Origin of the sequence: Mycobacterium haemophilum DSM 44634 (genome assembly GCF_000340435.2) — a bacterium.
Classification (GTDB): Bacteria; Actinomycetota; Actinomycetes; order Mycobacteriales; family Mycobacteriaceae; genus Mycobacterium; species Mycobacterium haemophilum.
In genome coordinates, this window is record NZ_CP011883.2 from 3,230,670 (window position 1) to 3,246,203 (window position 15,534).

General features: G+C 64.5%; 16 protein-coding genes and 2 pseudogenes. 6 read left to right on the forward strand and 12 right to left on the reverse strand.

Annotated features, from left to right (window positions below):
* Positions 1–104 precede the first annotated feature (104 nt).
* The gene (locus B586_RS15055) at positions 105–1,754 is read left to right on the forward strand and encodes a pyruvate, phosphate dikinase (RefSeq protein WP_168162552.1); all 1,650 of its coding nucleotides are present in this window, start codon (positions 105–107) and stop codon (positions 1,752–1,754) included.
* Positions 1,751–2,356, forward strand: a complete 606-nt coding sequence (locus B586_RS15060; RefSeq protein ID WP_054879532.1) for a hypothetical protein — start codon at positions 1,751–1,753, stop codon at positions 2,354–2,356. Before B586_RS15055 ends, B586_RS15060 begins: the two co-directional genes overlap by 4 nt.
* Before the next feature lie 60 nt (positions 2,357–2,416).
* On the opposite strand, the gene B586_RS15065 is transcribed toward B586_RS15060, so the two are convergent.
* Genes B586_RS15065 through B586_RS15080 form a run of 4 tightly spaced genes read right to left on the reverse strand, consistent with a single transcriptional unit; the run spans position 2,417 to position 5,260 of the window.
* A complete protein-coding gene (locus B586_RS15065) occupies positions 2,417–2,812 on the reverse strand; it encodes a type II toxin-antitoxin system VapC family toxin (protein ID WP_054879531.1) in 396 nt (131 codons plus the stop codon).
* 1 nt (position 2,813) lies between these two features.
* Positions 2,814–3,062, reverse strand: coding sequence for a type II toxin-antitoxin system Phd/YefM family antitoxin (locus B586_RS15070; protein WP_047316538.1), 249 nt, complete (start codon positions 3,060–3,062; stop codon positions 2,814–2,816).
* 46 nt (positions 3,063–3,108) lie between these two features.
* Entirely contained in the window at positions 3,109–4,350 is a 1,242-nt protein-coding gene (locus tag B586_RS15075) for a WS/DGAT domain-containing protein (RefSeq protein WP_054879530.1), read from the reverse strand.
* A gap of 4 nt (positions 4,351–4,354) precedes the next feature.
* Entirely contained in the window at positions 4,355–5,260 is a 906-nt protein-coding gene (locus tag B586_RS15080; RefSeq protein ID WP_047316511.1) for an alpha/beta fold hydrolase, read from the reverse strand.
* A 151-nt stretch (positions 5,261–5,411) separates the two neighbouring features.
* Here B586_RS15080 and B586_RS15085 point away from each other — a divergent pair, with 151 nt between their 5' ends.
* Positions 5,412–6,011, forward strand: a complete 600-nt coding sequence (locus B586_RS15085; protein ID WP_054879529.1) for a TetR/AcrR family transcriptional regulator — start codon at positions 5,412–5,414, stop codon at positions 6,009–6,011.
* Positions 6,012–6,013: 2 nt separating this feature from the next.
* On the opposite strand, the gene B586_RS15090 is transcribed toward B586_RS15085, so the two are convergent.
* Positions 6,014–6,511, reverse strand: coding sequence for a VOC family protein (locus tag B586_RS15090; protein ID WP_054879528.1), 498 nt, complete (start codon positions 6,509–6,511; stop codon positions 6,014–6,016).
* A 153-nt stretch (positions 6,512–6,664) separates the two neighbouring features.
* Between B586_RS15090 and B586_RS15095 the strand changes: the two genes are divergently transcribed.
* Positions 6,665–7,795, forward strand: coding sequence for an amidohydrolase family protein (locus tag B586_RS15095; protein ID WP_054879527.1), 1,131 nt, complete (start codon positions 6,665–6,667; stop codon positions 7,793–7,795).
* On the opposite strand, the gene B586_RS15100 is transcribed toward B586_RS15095, so the two are convergent.
* Positions 7,792–9,567, reverse strand: coding sequence for a PE family protein (locus tag B586_RS15100; protein WP_054879526.1), 1,776 nt, complete (start codon positions 9,565–9,567; stop codon positions 7,792–7,794). The two genes, B586_RS15095 and B586_RS15100, sit on opposite strands and share 4 nt — an antisense overlap.
* 115 nt (positions 9,568–9,682) lie before the next feature.
* On the opposite strand from B586_RS15100, the pseudogene B586_RS22180 reads away from it, so the two are divergent.
* Positions 9,683–10,098 (forward strand): annotated as a pseudogene (locus B586_RS22180) (alpha/beta hydrolase); the annotation flags it as partial.
* On the opposite strand, the gene gnd reads toward B586_RS22180, so the two are convergent.
* The 3 genes from gnd to B586_RS15120 form a co-directional block, all read right to left on the reverse strand.
* Positions 10,074–11,102: a phosphogluconate dehydrogenase (NAD(+)-dependent, decarboxylating) gene (gene gnd / locus B586_RS15110; RefSeq protein WP_054879524.1), complete on the reverse strand. Its 1,029-nt coding sequence runs from the start codon at positions 11,100–11,102 to the stop codon at positions 10,074–10,076. The pseudogene B586_RS22180 and the gene gnd overlap by 25 nt on opposite strands.
* A gap of 14 nt (positions 11,103–11,116) precedes the next feature.
* The gene (locus B586_RS15115; RefSeq protein WP_054879523.1) at positions 11,117–12,526 is read right to left on the reverse strand and encodes a glucose-6-phosphate dehydrogenase; all 1,410 of its coding nucleotides are present in this window, start codon (positions 12,524–12,526) and stop codon (positions 11,117–11,119) included.
* A 274-nt stretch (positions 12,527–12,800) separates the two neighbouring features.
* Positions 12,801–13,010, reverse strand: a complete 210-nt coding sequence (locus tag B586_RS15120; protein WP_054879522.1) for a hypothetical protein — start codon at positions 13,008–13,010, stop codon at positions 12,801–12,803.
* Positions 13,011–13,042: 32 nt separating this feature from the next.
* Between B586_RS15120 and B586_RS15125 the strand changes: the two genes are divergently transcribed.
* On the forward strand, positions 13,043–13,738 hold the full coding sequence (locus B586_RS15125; RefSeq protein ID WP_054879521.1) for a guanylate cyclase: 696 nt from the start codon (positions 13,043–13,045) through the stop codon (positions 13,736–13,738).
* On the opposite strand, the gene B586_RS15130 is transcribed toward B586_RS15125, so the two are convergent.
* The 3 genes and pseudogenes from B586_RS15130 to B586_RS15140 form a co-directional block, all read right to left on the reverse strand.
* Positions 13,735–14,058 (reverse strand): putative quinol monooxygenase, encoded by a 324-nt coding sequence (locus B586_RS15130; protein WP_054879520.1) that lies wholly within the window; start codon positions 14,056–14,058, stop codon positions 13,735–13,737. The genes B586_RS15125 and B586_RS15130 overlap by 4 nt on opposite strands.
* A 320-nt stretch (positions 14,059–14,378) precedes the next feature.
* Positions 14,379–14,837: pseudogene (locus tag B586_RS15135) on the reverse strand (hypothetical protein); the annotation flags it as partial.
* 244 nt (positions 14,838–15,081) lie between these two features.
* Entirely contained in the window at positions 15,082–15,360 is a 279-nt protein-coding gene (locus B586_RS15140; protein WP_231584681.1) for a hypothetical protein, read from the reverse strand.
* Between the last annotated feature and the right edge of the window lie 174 nt (positions 15,361–15,534).

Here is a 15,534-nt window from a genome sequence, read left to right on the forward strand (position 1 = left end):
CAGGCTGCTCGAGCCCTCCGCACTGCTGCGCATCCACGTGGCGATACGCTGCGGGTTCGGCACGACTGGCTCGGGCCCATCAGGACACACCGCAGTACGAGGGGGTGCATATCACGACGTCAAGCGACCACGCAGGCGCGACCACCGAGCACTCCGTAGTGTTGCTGAACGGCGACGCGCATCAACCGCGGGAAATCCTGGGCGGCAAGGGCCATGGCATCAACGCGATGTGCCGACACCAATTGCCGGTACCCCCGGCGTTCTGCATCACCACCGAGGTCGGCCGCCGGTATTTGGCCGACCCTGGGCCCACGATGGAGGCGATCTGGGACGATGTGCTGGATCGGATGCGGTGGCTGGAAGCCGAAACCTCACGCACGTTTGGGCGGGGGCCGCGGCCATTGCTGGTCAGCGTTCGCTCCGGGTCGGTCCAGTCAATGCCCGGCATGATGGACACGATTCTGGACTTGGGCATGAATGATCCCGTCGAGCAGGCGCTGGCCACGTCCAGCACCTCGCCGAGCGCCCAAACCTTCGCCCGCGACACCCGCTTGCGGTTCACTCGCAGGTATCGGCGCGTCGTGGGTGAGTCAGCTCCCCCACCCGCCGATCCCTATGCCCAGTTACGCGCGGGCATCGAGTCCGTTTTCGCCTCATGGAATTCGCCTCGTGCAGTTGCTTACCGCGCTCACTACGGCATGGACGATCAGAGTGGTACCGCTGTGATTGTGCAGGCGATGGTATTTGGCAACCAAGGCGCCAACTCCGGAGCCGGAGCGTTATTTTCCCGCAATCCTATAACCGGCGCCAGTGAACCGTTCGGCGAGTGGCTGCCCGGCGGCCAAGGTGATGACGTGGTGTCGGGATTGGTTGATGTACAGCCGATTACGGACCTGCGCGACGAGCAACCGGCTGTCTACGACGAGCTGGTGGATGCCGCTGGCTGCTTGGAGCGGCTCGGATCTGACGTGCAAGAGATCGAGTTCACCGTCGAGGACGGCAAGTTGTGGCTACTGCAGACGCGGGCCGCAGAGCGCTCGGCGCAGGCGGCAGTGCGCCTGGCGCTGCAACTGCGGCGTGAGGGGCTCATCGACGACACCGAGGCACTGCGCCGGGTGACCCCGGCGCACGTCAAGACCGTGCTGCTACCCGCACTGCAGCCGGAAATACGGTTAGCTGCACCACTTTTAGCCAAAGGTCTGCCCGCTTGCCCGGGCGTGGTATCAGGCAAGGCGTACACCGAAGTTGATGAGGCGCTAGACGCCGCCGAGGCCGGCGAGCAGGTCATCCTGGTGCGCGACCACACCAAGCCCGAAGACGTCCTCGGCATGCTGGCCGCACAGGGCGTTGTCACCGAGGTCGGCGGCGCCGCCAGCCATGCGGCAGTGGTCAGCCGCGAACTCGGTCGGGTCGCCGTGGTGGGCTGCGGCCAGGGAATCGCCGCATCGCTGGCTGGCAAACAGATCACCGTCGACGGCGACGAAGGCGAGGTGCGCCAGGGCAATCTGACACTGTCCGCGTGGTCAGAGAACGACACGCCGGAGCTGCGCGAGCTGGCTGACATCGCGCGACGCATCAGCCCGCTGCGTGCGCACGCGACTGGAGACCACCCGAAGCTGGATGACTCCTCCGATGCCGCGGTGCGCGCAGCCATGGACACCGGGCACACCGACGTGGTGTCAGCCGCCCCGCTGATCATTATGATGACCGCGCTGCGGCTGCAAGGCTCAACGGATTCAAGAGCCAAGCCGTGACCGAATTGACAGTGCTGCAGGCGGTTCGACTGAAGGGCCGGGTAAGCCCTGCCGGCTTGGCCGCGACTTTGGACGACGATCATGTCGAGCTCGCCAAAATCGTCGAACAACTAACCGCCGCCGGCCTACTGGTCGAGGGAACGACGTTGAGGATCAGCCCCACGGGCCGCGCCAGGCTGAACGCGTTGCTCGACAAGGAGCGCAAGGGTATCGACGTAGCCGCGCTGGCCGCTATCTATCGCGAATTCCGTTCCGTTAACCTTGATTTCAAAGCCCTGGCCACGGACTGGCAGGTCAAAGACGGCATTCCCAACACCCACGAGGACCCTGAATACGACGCCGGGATAGTGTCGCGCCTCGATGCAGTGCACGAGCGGGTGGTACCGATCATCGAGGCGGCTGCGACGCGGCTGCCACGGTTGAATGCTTACCTGACGAAACTGCGTGCGGCGCTGGACAACGTCCATGCTGGACAGATCGCCTGGCTGACTAAGCCGCTCATCGACTCTTACCACACGGTGTGGTTCGAACTGCACGAGGAGCTGATCCTCGCTGCTGGCCTTACCCGCGAGGAAGCCGCGAGATCCGGTGATGCGCAGTAATTTCCGTAGACTCCAACCCAACCCCGATACCGCGCAGCAAACTCAGGTGCATTACCGGAATCAGATGGCGACGACGCGGATCAGTTCCTCGAGGCCGGTAAAGTCATCCGCGTTGCGACTGTAGAGGTCTAAGCGGTTGGCGTGCGCCGTCGCAGCGATCAATAGATCAGCGAACCTGCTTCGCGGCTTTCTTCCTTCGCGCACCACGGCTGCCACAATTAGTCCGTAACTACGTACCGCGGCCCCGTCGAAAGGGATTGGCTCCAAGGTCGATTCGATCTCTTGCAACCGGGCCTGCCGTTTAGCCGCCTCCATCGGTGTCGTGGCCAACAACGGACCGGCCGCCAGCTCAGCAGCCGTAATGGCCGAGATCGCCATCTCGTCGGGCAGTGCGGCTACCACCGCCGGATCGTGCCAGTCGACCACGACCGACGTATCCAGAAGGCCGGGCATCATCCTAAAGATCTTGGTCGATCGACTGGTCAAGGTCGGCGCGGAACTGCCGATGGTCAATGCGCACCGCGACACCGGCCAGCGTCGCAACTTCTTCGCGCGTGATGAAGGTGCGGCGACCGACTCGTATCGGGCGAAGCTCGGCTACCGGCTCGCCGTTGCGAGTAACGACGAATGTCTCGCCTGCGCTGACAGCGTCGATCACCTTCGCATTCTCATTGCGCAAGTCGCGCTGCGGGATCGTCCTAGCCACCACCCAACCGTAGCGTATTACGCTACGGTTTGCTACAGAACTGCCGTCACAGCGCCGCGTCCAGCAGCTGCAGATAGGCGTCGATATCGGCCACCGCCGACGCTGCCGCGTGCACACTGATCGTGACGATGTCGCCGATACCGTGTACGCCATGGGTCAGGCCCATCGCAGGCGACAGTGCCGGGTAGCCGGCCGTCAGCACCACCGGCGCAGCCCCGAAGCTCAGGTCCGCTGCTCCGCGGTGCACGCTGGACACCACCGTGTTCCCGGCCACCAAAGCTGGCCGGGAACACGGGTCGAACAGCGAGATACCCCAACGCAACAGCGCCGCCGGCATCGCGGCAAAAGCCCGATCGGCTGCGCGCATAGCCGGATGCTGGAAGCGGCGCCTGCCGTTGGCCAGGTCGGTCGCGATCCGCTGCATCCGAGCATCGTGGCCAAGCTGCGGGTATAGCCCCACAACGACGTTACCGAAATGGTTATGCGCATGTGGCACACCGGGTTTGGACATGGGCACCTCAGCGCCTAGGCTGTCGGACGACCCACCCAACATTTCGGACATTGCCCTGGACACCGCGGCCAGCACCGCGACGGTGACCGTGCGACCAGGCAGCTGCGCGCGGTGCCGTACCAGCGTGCGCAGCACGCGGGTACCCGCCGGGCGGGCGTTGGTCGGTAGCGGCGGCCGCGAGCCTAGCGGCGCTACCAGCAGCCCGGCGCGGGTATCGCGCACCATCCGGCGGTGCGTGCGGGCCGCATCGATCGCTCGGCACGGCACAAAGCCTGCCGGCAGCCGTGCCACCCTGGGCACCGGGGCCGGCCGACCGAGAAGCCAGGCAGCCATTGCCGAAGCGCGGGCTCCGTCGGCCAGCGCATGCGCGACCTGCATGACCGCAACGGCGCCCCGACCGGTGGTCCCCGGGATGCCGAGCACCGGCGTGAAAACGTGGAGCCGCCACGGCATCTGGCGAATATCTAACTGCTCGTCGGCAAGACCAACCACCGCGGCCAGACAACCGCGCCACGAGCGATCGGCGAGCTCATGCTCAACCAGCTGCGCGGGCTCGACGGCCGCCGAGACCCACCGTGGGTAGGTCAGGGCAGATCCGTCGTCGAGGCGCATCGCCAGGTCCGGGCAGGCTCGGGCGCGGCGGCGGACCTCGTCGATGGCGCGATCGAGCCGAGCGGGTTGGCCGTCGAAGGCGTAGAGCAGGAACTGGTCGTTGGGGACTTTGGCTGACATCCAGTAGAACTGCGCGTCGACGGCCGCCATCCGGTGCGCCGTCATGGCTTTAGCCGGGCGAACCGATGAACGCCAGGATCAACTCGCCAACCTTGTCCGGTTGTTCGAGTTGCAGGAAATGCCCAGCATGCTCCACGATTGCCACCTTGCTGCCCGGCGGCAGCACCTTTTCCACCCAATGTGCGAAAGCCGGTGTGGCGCATCCATCGTCGCGACCATGCAGATACAAGCTCGGCAGGATGGGCACCTCGACCCACAGCCGGTTCAATTCGGCATACCGCGCCGGTGGTCGCGTGTTGCGGATCATGGCCCGGTACGGTCCCAACGCGGCCCGCCAGCCCTCCGGTGTCCCAATCGCGGCGTCGACGTGGCGGAGATCCTCCTCTGCGCGGTAGGCCGGTGACCACCGCCGCCACAGCAACGGCAGCACCCAGGAAGCGGAATACTCAGGCAGCCAAGGCAATTGAAAGTAGAGAAGGTACCAACTGCGCAGCAGCTGATGCGGTAGCGCCAGCGCCAGCCGGCCGCGGTCGGTTAGCCGGCCCGGCGAGCGAAACGCCGCCGCCGGGGGTACCGACATGATCACCGCCTTGGCGAACGGGCTGTCGGGCATCGCGGCCAGGCCGGTGGCAGCCATGGCACCCCAATCGTGACCGATCACCACATCGTGTTCGGTGCCGCCCGCCGCTAGGCGCACGCGCAAGGCATCATCCATCAACGCACCAACGTGGTAACTGCCGTCGGTCGGTATCGACGACGGCGCGTACCCACGCATGAAGGGGGCGACGACCCGCCAACCCGACTCGGCCAGCCGGGAAGCGATCTTGCGCCAACCGTAGGCGGTGTCAGGGAAGCCGTGCAGACACAACGCGATCGGGGCACCGGGCGGCCCCCAGGTCAGGGCCTTGAGGTCCCCAGCGGGACCTGGCACGTCGATCCAGCGCGGCTCAGTCATGTTTACTCCTGTTCGGCGCGTCCGGCTGGCTTGCCCGACGGGACGCGCACCCGAACAACGTAACGCGGGCCCGTCGATCCCGACCGGTGCGGTCTCGGCTGGACAATGCCAGGCCCGACTAGCGGCGCGGCGTACCCGTTAGCGTTTAGGTATGGCGACCTCCGCGCGGACCCGCCGCTGGGCCAAGACCGGCGCCACCCAGCGGCGGATCCTCGACGCAGCAATCGAGGTATTTGCGACCAGTGGCTTCACCGCGGCAACGATGGCCGACGTGGTGGCCGGCTCTGGCGCCAGCATCGGCAGCATCTACCACCACTTCGGGGGCAAGCGCGAGCTGTTTCTGGCGATCTTCGAGCAAATGGCCGACGCCGTCGACCGCCGCATCGACGCGGCGATGCGGCAAGCGGACCAGTCCGTCCCAGCGGAGATCGACCGGCGGCGGGTATTCGAGGTCCACGTACGGGCCTACCTCGAGGCGATGTGGGAGAACCGCCGCCTGGCCAGGGTGCTGTCGTCTGGCGACACACCGGCCGGCTTCGGGATCACCCGTCGCGACCGCATGATGGCCGCGTTCTGCAGTTGGATGGCGGTGCTGGAGCTGGACACGTCGCTACGCGGCCAACTGCTGACCCGCGTGCTAGTGGCGACCATGGCGGAGGCGTCGCTGATGGTGGCCGGATGTGACAACCCGGACGATGTGCCGGCGATCATCGACGCGACGATCGACTGGATCGACCGGCTCACCGAGTGAGCTCACCCTTCGACACACCGGTGGGCAACCGCCCGTTCCAGCTCGGCGACGACGATCTTGCGCATACCGAGCATCGCCTTGGTGGCCGCCGTCGCGCGGGCCGGATCCGGATCGCTGATCAGTTCATAGAGCTGGTCCGGGATGATTTGCCAACTCAGGCCGAAACGGTCTTTACACCACCCGCACTGCGATTCCTCTCCGCCGTCGGTTAACCGGTCCCAGTAGTAGTCAACCTCGTCCTGGTCCTTGCAGTTGACCATGAACGAGACCGCCTCGGTGAACCGGAATTGGGGACCGCCGTTGATCCCGATGAAGCGAACGCCGTTCAGTACGAAGGTGCCGCTCACCACCTGGCCCGGTTCACCCGGGCCCGCTTCGGTGTACCGGTTAAATCCCTCGATCTGTGAGTTCGGGAACACCGTGGTGTAAAACTGGGCCGCCTCTTCCAGGTTGTCGTCGAACCAAAGTGCCGGCGTGATCGCTGGCCGGGGTGAGCACACGTGGGTCTCCTAGTGGTTGGCATCGTTGGCCTTTTGACATGGATAGACCACGGCGACAGCGGAAAATCACCGCACCGCCGATGCCGCCCACGGCGGCCGACGCGGTGTCGACAACGTTGACAGTATTAGAACACAATTCTAATATCTGGACTCATGGCCGCGCCCCTCAAACTATGGGCTAACTCGGGCGACTCTCATTTCATCGAACCTGCCGACCTGTGGCGCTCACGGCTGCCCACGCGGCTGGCCGACTTGGTGCCGCGCAGCGTGCAGGATCCCGACGGTCAGTGGGAGACCATCTGCGTCGACGGCCAGGTGTTCCGCCGCCGGTTGCCCACCGCCGCGCAACAGCAGTTTCTGCAGGCTACGGCGGCCGCGCCGGGCGCCCGCGACGTCGAAAAGCGGCTTGCCGATCTCGACGGCGAGGGCATCTGGTCGGAATTGGTGTTCCCGTCATTGGGCATGTGGTCCGGCTCGTTTCGCACGCCGGAGCTGTTGCGCGAGGCTATGCGGGCATCCAACGATTGGTCCAAAGACACAATTATGGACTACTCGCCGCGGCTGATTCCCACCGCGCAAGTGTCGACACTGGATATCGACGATGCGGTAAGCGAGCTTAAGCGTTGCGGCGCAATGGGTTTCAAGGCGGTGTTTCTTCCCGTCACGCCGCACCCCACGCAGCGCGACTATAACCGCGACCAGTGGGAGCCGTTCTGGGCCGCTGCTGAAGACATCGGTATGGTGATCGCGTTCCACATCGGCACCGAGCCAATCGATTTCGCCGCCGGCGGCTCGATCGGAGTGACCTATCATGGCCCGGGCGGTGCGGTACTCAACTACACCGAGACATCATTCGGTGGCCAGCGCGCGGTGGCCAAGCTCGTCGCCTCGGGGGCATTGGATCGGCACCCGAAGCTCAAGGTTCTGGTGTCCGAGGGCGGCGCGACCTGGGTCCCGTTCATCGCCGACCGGATGCAGGAGGGCTACCGCCAGCACGCAATGGTAGTGCGGCCCAAGCTCAATCGCGGTCCACGTGAGATCATCTACTCGCAGGTGTACGCGTCGTTCCAACACGACTCGTCGGCAGTCGCGGCGATGAGCGCGATGGGCTACAACAATGTGCTCTGGGGTAGCGACTACCCGCATATGGAGGGCACCTTCGGCCACACCCAGGAAACGCTGCACCAGCTGTTCGACGGCGTCGACGAGACGACCAGGAACCGAGTTCTATACGGCAGCTTCGCCGAGCTATTTCCTGATGCGCCGTTACCTCCGGCCGGTTAGCTCGACGGGCCCGCTGCGCCTGCGCTGCCCCCGACGCCGGAGCTGCCGTCGGCGCCGGTAACACCAGCGGTTGACCCGGCGCCGCCGCTGCCGCCGACACCAGGGCCGCCGCCGGTGCCGGCAGCGCCGCCGGCGCCCGCGAAACCTGTGACGACACCGTTATCCAAGATGCCGTTGCCGCCGGCACCGCCGTTGCCACCGGCGCCGCCAGTACCACCGGCGCCCCCGGCGCCGCCCACGCCGGTAAGGCCGTCGGAGCCGGAGAAGCCGAGGAATCCGCCCTGGCCGGCTGTGCCGGGAGCGCCGCCCGCACCGCCGGTGCCACCGTGGCCGCCTTGGCCACCAGTACCGCCTTGACCGCCGTGGCCGCCGAAAGCCGTCGTCGTGGGTGAGTTAGTGAAGCCGGATTGGCCCCAATAGCCGACGCCGCCAGTGCCACCGACACCGCCAGTGCCACCGACACCACCTTCACCACCGACACCGCCGTTGCCAGCGGCGCCGCCGTTGCCGATCAGCAGCCCCCCACGGCCGCCGGTGCCCCCAACACCGCCAGTCCCACCCGTCCCGCCGGTACCGCCGGTACCGCCTGTTCCGCCGCCCCCTCCGGTGCCTCCGGCAGCAATTTGGGTGCCGTCCGAAGTGAAGCCGAAGCCCCCGGTGCCGCCGACACCACCCGCCGCGGCGGTGCCACCGGCACCACCGATCCCGCCGGTGCCACCGGCACCACCAGCGCCACCATTCCCAATGAGCAGCCCACCGTTGCCGCCGAGACCCCCGGCACCACCGACTCCGCCGGCGTTGGCCGCAGCGGCGTTGGTGCCGCCGCCCCCATGGCCGCCGCCGCCGCCGGTGCCACCGGTGGCCGTTTGCCCCGAGCCGGTGCTGGCGTTAACGTCCCAGCCGCCGGCGCCGCCGGTACCGCCAACCCGGCCGACGGTGGCGCTCGCGTCCCCACCCATAGCGCCCGTTCCTCCTGGGCCAGCGTCCGTGTGATTCGCGCCGACGGTACCGGTGGCGGCCGTACCGTTGCTGGGGGTGGTGGCGTTCGTCCCGGCAAGCCCGGTGCCGCCGTGCCCGCCCTCGCCACCATTGCCGAACCACACGGCGCTGCCGCCAGCGCCGCCGGCGCCGGGATTGCCGGCGTTGAAGGCCGCGTTGGCGGCCCCGCCACTTCCGCCGGCCCCGCCGCTGCCATACAGGAGGCCGCCGGCGCCGCCGGAGCCACCGTTCGCGCCGTATCCCCCGCCACCGCCAGCCCCGCCGTTGCCAATCAGCCCGGCGCTTCCGCCGTTACCGCCGGCTAGGCCGGAGGCGCTTGCTTGGGTGTAGCCGTTGCCGCCGTTGCCGAGCAAAAGCCCGCCAGCTCCACCATTGGGATTAACAGCCGTCCCAGCGGCGCCGTTGCCGATCAGCGGGCGTCCGAAAATCGCCTGGGTGGGCGCATTGATCGCACTCAGCACGTCCTGCTCGAGGATTTGCAACGGCGACGCGTTGGCAGCCTCGGCGGACGCATACGCGTTCGCTGCGCCGGTGAGAGCCTGCACGAACTGCTGATGGAACGCGGCCGCCTGCGCGCTGAGCGCCTGGTAAGTCTGACCGTGGGCGCCGAACAGCGCCGCGATGGCCGCCGACACTTCGTCAGCCCCTGCGGCGAGCATCGCGGTCGTCGGACCCGACGCTATGGTTGTGGCCTCGGCGATAGTCGACCCAATATTGGTCAAATCGGCGGCCGCCGCGCTAACAAACTCCGGTACTGCGGATACGAATGACATCAGCGTTCCTAACGCAACAACGTGCTGACCGAACGGTTGGAGAATGCGTATTGCCCGCGCCTAAGCGGAGATTAACACCACCGTCAATTCGACGTCGGGCGTTTGCAAAGAACCTTTGAAGAGAATCTTCGAAAAGAATCATTGTCGAATCGTTGTCGCGCCAACCGTCCTGATGTTGCACGGTGGGGGCCAACACCGCTTTCTTGGAAAGCCACCGGCCAGATCCTCGCGGACCAGGGTTACCACGTCGTCGCGATCGACACGCGTGGACACGGTGACAGCGACCGTGCGCCAGACGCCGACTACGCCCTCGAAGTTGTCGAGTTGGTGTTGGTCGACGTGGTGCCGCGTTACGAGAAGGACAACAGCGCCCGCATCCGCGATTTCATGTTCAGCCACCCCAACGGTTTTGCCTCCCTTGGCGAGGCAGCCGCCGCCGTCGACCTGAAGATCCCGATCCTGTTGATCCGCGGCAAACTCTCCGACGTGGTCAGCCCCGAGAGCGTTCAGGGCTTCTCGTCGTGCCCGCCGAACTGCTTGCGCATCGCCGATAACACCTTGGCACCGAACTCAAAGAGCTGGCGCGAGGCGAAGCGGGCATACAGGGCGGTCGTCAACACTGGCGCCGGTACCCCCTCGTCGATCGCCGCAATAACGGTCCACCGGCCTTCCCCACTGTCGGACACCCGCCCGGCGAACTCGCTCAACGCGGGCGATTCGTGCAGCGCTGACGCGGTCAAATCCAGCAGCCACGAACTGATCACGCTGCCCCGTCGCCACACCTCGGCGACCGCTGGGATGTCGATGTCGTACTGGTAGAACTCCGGATTTTCTAGCGGCGCGGTTTCGGCGTCGCCGGTTTCGAGGCCTTTCTGCATGCGGGTACCGATGTCGGCGTTATGCAGGATGTTCAGCCCTTCGGCCAGCGAGGCCATCATCCCGTACTCAATGCCGTTGTGCACCATCTTGACGAAATGTCCCGCTCCACACGGGCCACAGTGCAAGTAGCCCTTCTCGGCTTGCGCGAGCTCGCCGTGTCGGCCCAGCGTGCGCGGTGCTGCGTCAACACCCGGCGCGATGGTAATGAAAAGTGGTTCCGCGTGCGCGAAAGCGTAGTCGTCACCGCCGATCATCAGGCAGTAGCCACGCTCCCGGCCCCACACGCCGCCGCTGGTGCCGCAGTCCAATAGATGAATCCCCTTTTCGGACAAGATTTTTGCGTGTGCGATGTCATCGCGGTAGTAGGAGTTGCCGCCGTCAATCACGATGTCATCGGACTCCAGTGTGTCGGCCAGGTCCGTGATCACCGACGTGGTGATGTCCCCCGCGGGCACCATCACCCAGACCACTCGTGGGGCGCAGAGTTTGTCGCGTAGCTCGGCCAGCGACGACACCCCGGTCGTTCCTTGCTCATCGGCCAGCACCGTAACCGCATCAGGGTTGTGGTCGTACACCACGCACTCATGTCCGTCCTTGACTAAGCGGCGTACGATGTTGGCGCCCATCCGGCCCAGGCCGATCATCCCCATCTGCATCTTCTTCGGTCTCCTTACCGTGCTGTGGGCGTGCTCTGCGGGAACCAAGGTTCTTGCCAACTGCGGTGGCCCCGCAGCAGTGACTGCGCAGCCTCGGGTCCCCAGGACCCGCGGTCGTATGGGTGGATTGCGCCCGGGTTGTCTAGCAGCGGTGTCACGATGCGCCACGTCTCTTCGATGCCGTCTTCCCGGGCGAAAAGCTGCCGATCACCGGTCAATCCGGCGTAGAGAAGCCGTTCATAGGGCCGCACCGGTTCACCGAGGTCCACCGCGAATGAGGAGTCGAGGTGAACGTCGTGCCACGAGTCGCCAAGTTGGGCGGATAGCTGCAGACGCATACCCGGATCGGGATCGATGCGCAGCACGATCTGGTTGGGTTCAGCTGGTCGGCGGTTGCCCAGGAAAGCCAACCCGGGAACATGACGCAGAAAAAGCCGCACCTCGGTGACCTTCTCCGGCAACGCCTTTCCCGCGCGCAGGAAGATCGGCACTCCGGCCCACCGCCAGTTGTCAATCTCGGTCCGCAGTGCGACGTAAGTCTCGGTTTGTGAATCTTTTGCCACCCCAGCGACGTCGGTATAGCCGCGGTACTGACCACGTACGCAACGCTGTGGGTCCAGCGCCGGCATCGCGCGGAACACCTCGGTCTTCTTGTCGTTCAGGTCATCGGCGCTCGGGCCCACCGGAGGCTCCATCGCGATCAGTGCCAGCACCTGCAGCAGATGGTTTTGTACGACGTCACGCACAGCGCCGACCGCGTCGTAGAACTTGCCACGGGCCTCCACACCGAAGTCCTCGGCCATGGTGAGGTGGATCTCGGAAATGCTGTGGCGGTCCCACAGTTGCGCGAGCGCCTGGTTGGCGAACCGCAGGTACTCCACTTCGACAACGGGCTGTTTGCCTAAAAAGTGGTCCACCCGCAGGATCTGCTCTTCGTCGAGCACCGCACGCAGCCGAGCATTGAGTTCCCGCGCCGAGCCCAGGTCGTGGCCAAACGGCTTTTCCACCGCGACGCGTGCCCGCCGCAGCAGCCCTACCTTCCCGAGGTTCTCCACAATCGGTGCGAACAAGGCCGGCGGCATTTCCAAGTAGTACAGCGGTCGGTAGTCCGACCCGATCAGTTCGGCCAGCGAGTCATAGAGTTGGCTATCGGTAACGTCGCCGTACAGGTAGTCCAATCGGGCCGCCAGTCTGTCGAACACCGCGTCGTCGAACGTCTCACCGGACTCGCTGATGGCCTCCCGCGCACGCTCGACCAACTGCTCGATTGACATGTCATCACTGGCCACACCCAAAACTGGGCAATCCAGCAAGCCGCGCGACTCGAGCCGATACAACGCCCGGAACGTCATCTTGCGGGCCAGGTCGCCGGTAATTCCGAATATCACTAGCAGATCTGCGGAACTACCACCGTCGTCGGCCAAGGCCGCACCTCCCGAAAGTCACCTAGTCGGCTCACGTGAAACTCACTACCTGCGGTGGCCGAACTTAACCCTAGACATTGCCCCTAGGCCCGACAACCTGATGGCCCACATGCATTGAGGCGGCCTTGCCGCGGCGAGCCGGACATGTGACAAAGGATTACAGCGACAGATTCATGGTATCGACGTCCGCTACGCGCTCGATAACAAGACAAAGCGTAAGCAGTACAACGGAGTTCGAGTGCGAATCGGTAGCCGTGCGGCGCGCTTCCGGTGACTATCGCTTGTTTGCCGTCGAAACGGCGGCCGACCCCGATTTGGGTTGAGAACCCTCCGCCTCGGATTCAGCCAGCCGCTGATGCAGCCGAGCCCGGATTTCGTCGGCCGTGTAGGCACGTCGTTTCCGTTGATCGCGCACTACCAGCACGCCGCCAGCGACGACGCCGGCAACACCGGCCAGCCCGATCCACTTCCAAATGCTACGCATGACAACAGGCTAGCTGCGCCTATCGTGCTGATGTGGACTCGAGCACACTCACCCTGGACCAAGCGCTCAACGAAACCCGGACCGGGGACCTCTGGCTATTTCGAGGCAGTTCGCGGCCCGACCGTGCCATCCAGACATTGACGAATAGTCCGGTGAACCACGTCGGCATGGCGGTGGCCATTGACGACTTGCCGCCATTGATCTGGCATGCCGAACTGGGCGACAAGCTCGTCGACATGTGGACCGGAACCAACCACCGCGGCGTCCAGCTCAACGATCTGCGGCAAGCTGTCTTGCAGTGGACCCAGCGCTACCACCAGCGGTGCTGGCTGCGCCAGCTGACGCCATACGCCAGCCGTCAACAGGAAAATGAACTACTGCGCGTGATCGCGCGGATGGACGGCACCGCGTTTCCGACTACCGTACGGTTGACCGGCCGCTGGCTGCGCGGCCGGGTCCCAACCCTCAACGACTGGACGCGGGGACTTCCGTTGCTGGACGGGAAGATTCGGGCGAAGACGCAGCGGCGTCGGGACCAACGGCGCACCATAGGTCTAGAGACGGCATATTGCGCGGAAACCGTGGCGATCACCTATCAGGACATGGGATTGCTTGTCACGGACAAGGACTCGAACTGGTTCGACCCGGGCTCGTTCTGGAGCGGTGACACACTTCCGCTGGCACCGGGTTATCGGCTGGGTGATGAAATCGCGATTGTCAGCGGTTAATCGACCGACATCTCCCCCATTGCCGACCATCCCGTCGCCTCGATCGTCTGGCTGATGATCTTGGGCGTCGACGTCAGCGCCTGCGGCAACTCGCGCATCGCCTGCTTGAAGTGATCGCTGTTGACGTGGAGGCTGCCCGCATCACCGTCACGGAAAGCTTCCACCAGAATGTACTCTGCCGGGTTGTCCAGGCTGCGGGACCACTCGAACCACAGGTTGCCCGCTTCGGCACGGGTGGCAGCGGTGAATGACGCGACTACATCCGGCCAGCGGTCGCTCCACTCAGGTTTGGTTTCGAACTTGACGACGATGAAGATCATTGCCAGCCCCCGTTATGCTCGCAGCTCCCATTGCGCCCGCCTGCGCGATTATCTTTGCGGGCAGGACCAGGATACGTGGTTATCGGGTCAAATCTGCTACCGGGCAGTGTTCGTCGAATGTTCTCCTGCCTGCAGCAAATTTGTCGCGATGCCGTGTCAATCGGTTACCGACGCACGTGACGGCCAGAGTAATATGTCCCACAAATGGATCTAAGACGCCGCCAGGACTTCGGTTATCAGCCGTAAGCCGATGAGAAACCCCAATAATTGTGATCCAAGTCGCGGAAAGATTTGCTCGATATGTCAGATCACGGCATCAGATCGGGCGGCAACGCGCCGGCGCCCTGGTCGGGCGACATCGGCAGATACATGTGATGGGTGAACTGGGCCTGGTAGGCGCCGCCGCCACCGATATGTACACCGCCGTGTTCACCGCTGGATACTGCAGTCCCATCCGGCAAGGTCAGCGCGGTATGGCGACCATTCCAGCCAATCACCAAAGCGTTCGGAGCAGTTCCATAGTGAAAGCCCCGTTGTACCAAAGCGGCTTCCTCATTCCCGGTATTGAATCTATCTCCGAATATCGGCCGGTCAGTCGCTGCATTCGATATCCACGAAACCAGTCCCGAACAGTCGGTCCCGGCGGGAGAATCCCCACCCGGAATGTAGGGAGTCCCGGAGACCTGATTGATAAGCGACCACAGCGCAGCGAGAGCAATCATGCGCCGGGACGCTATCAACACTTTCCATAGGAAATCAAAATTTGTGTCCGGCGTCACAGTGAATTGCATAATGGCGTTTACCGGGGGGTACAGCAAAATAATCATGCATAGCGATAGACGTTGAAACGAATTTCATTCCAGTGTGTACAGCAAATGTTGCCAAATCGTTGTACCGCGCCTTCAGCGCCCCGCGTGTGCGGCTAACATGTCCGGCTGACCGTGGGCACAATCGGCTTTGACCAGCTTTGGAGACCCCTAGGTGCAGCGTGGTCTTGAGGTCCCACGCAAACAGCGCGCCCGATCACTCTTCCTCTTCCGGCAACACGTTGCGTGCAGTCTCCTCGGCCCGATAGACGACCGCCATAGGATCCTCGCCGGTCACTTCGGCAACGTGCTTGACGAGCATCCCGCAAAGGCCGTTGTAACCCGCGATGACGCCCTCGCTGCCGATCTGCCTTAGATACTCGTTGATCTTGGCGCCCGCGGCGTCTCGGTCCGCCTTGAAGAACGTCTTCACAATGTCGATCGCCGCGAGGGTGGCAACCCTTTGGGCTTCGGTCCACCGAGGTTCTGTGCTCACGCCAAGGGAGTGTTCCATGAAAGCCGGCAGTTGGCTTGCCGTACAGGAAAGCCGTCGGCTGCTATCTAGCGTCGACGACCGCGAGAACAGTCGCTGAACTGCGTCTTCACCCGTTGAATCGGGAGTTCGTCGTGGTCGGTTGCCGGTCGAGCCATACCAGGCAAGGTCGGAAAA

What these genes read in the sequence shown, in the direction of transcription:
- B586_RS15065 (WP_054879531.1), bottom strand. Translation starts at nt 2,812, where the DNA reads ATGATGCCCGGCCTTCTGGATACGTCGGTCGTGGTCGACTGGCACGAT.
- B586_RS15075 (WP_054879530.1), bottom strand. Translation starts at nt 4,350, where the DNA reads ATGACGGCGCACCGGATGGCGGCCGTCGACGCGCAGTTCTACTGGATG.
- B586_RS15080 (WP_047316511.1), bottom strand. Translation starts at nt 5,260, where the DNA reads ATGACTGAGCCGCGCTGGATCGACGTGCCAGGTCCCGCTGGGGACCTC.
- B586_RS15085 (WP_054879529.1), top strand. Translation starts at nt 5,412, where the DNA reads ATGGCGACCTCCGCGCGGACCCGCCGCTGGGCCAAGACCGGCGCCACC.
- B586_RS15095 (WP_054879527.1), top strand. Translation starts at nt 6,665, where the DNA reads ATGGCCGCGCCCCTCAAACTATGGGCTAACTCGGGCGACTCTCATTTC.
- B586_RS15100 (WP_054879526.1), bottom strand. Translation starts at nt 9,567, where the DNA reads ATGTCATTCGTATCCGCAGTACCGGAGTTTGTTAGCGCGGCGGCCGCC.
- gnd (WP_054879524.1), bottom strand. Translation starts at nt 11,102, where the DNA reads ATGCAGATGGGGATGATCGGCCTGGGCCGGATGGGCGCCAACATCGTA.
- B586_RS15120 (WP_054879522.1), bottom strand. Translation starts at nt 13,010, where the DNA reads ATGCGTAGCATTTGGAAGTGGATCGGGCTGGCCGGTGTTGCCGGCGTC.
- B586_RS15130 (WP_054879520.1), bottom strand. Translation starts at nt 14,058, where the DNA reads ATGATCTTCATCGTCGTCAAGTTCGAAACCAAACCTGAGTGGAGCGAC.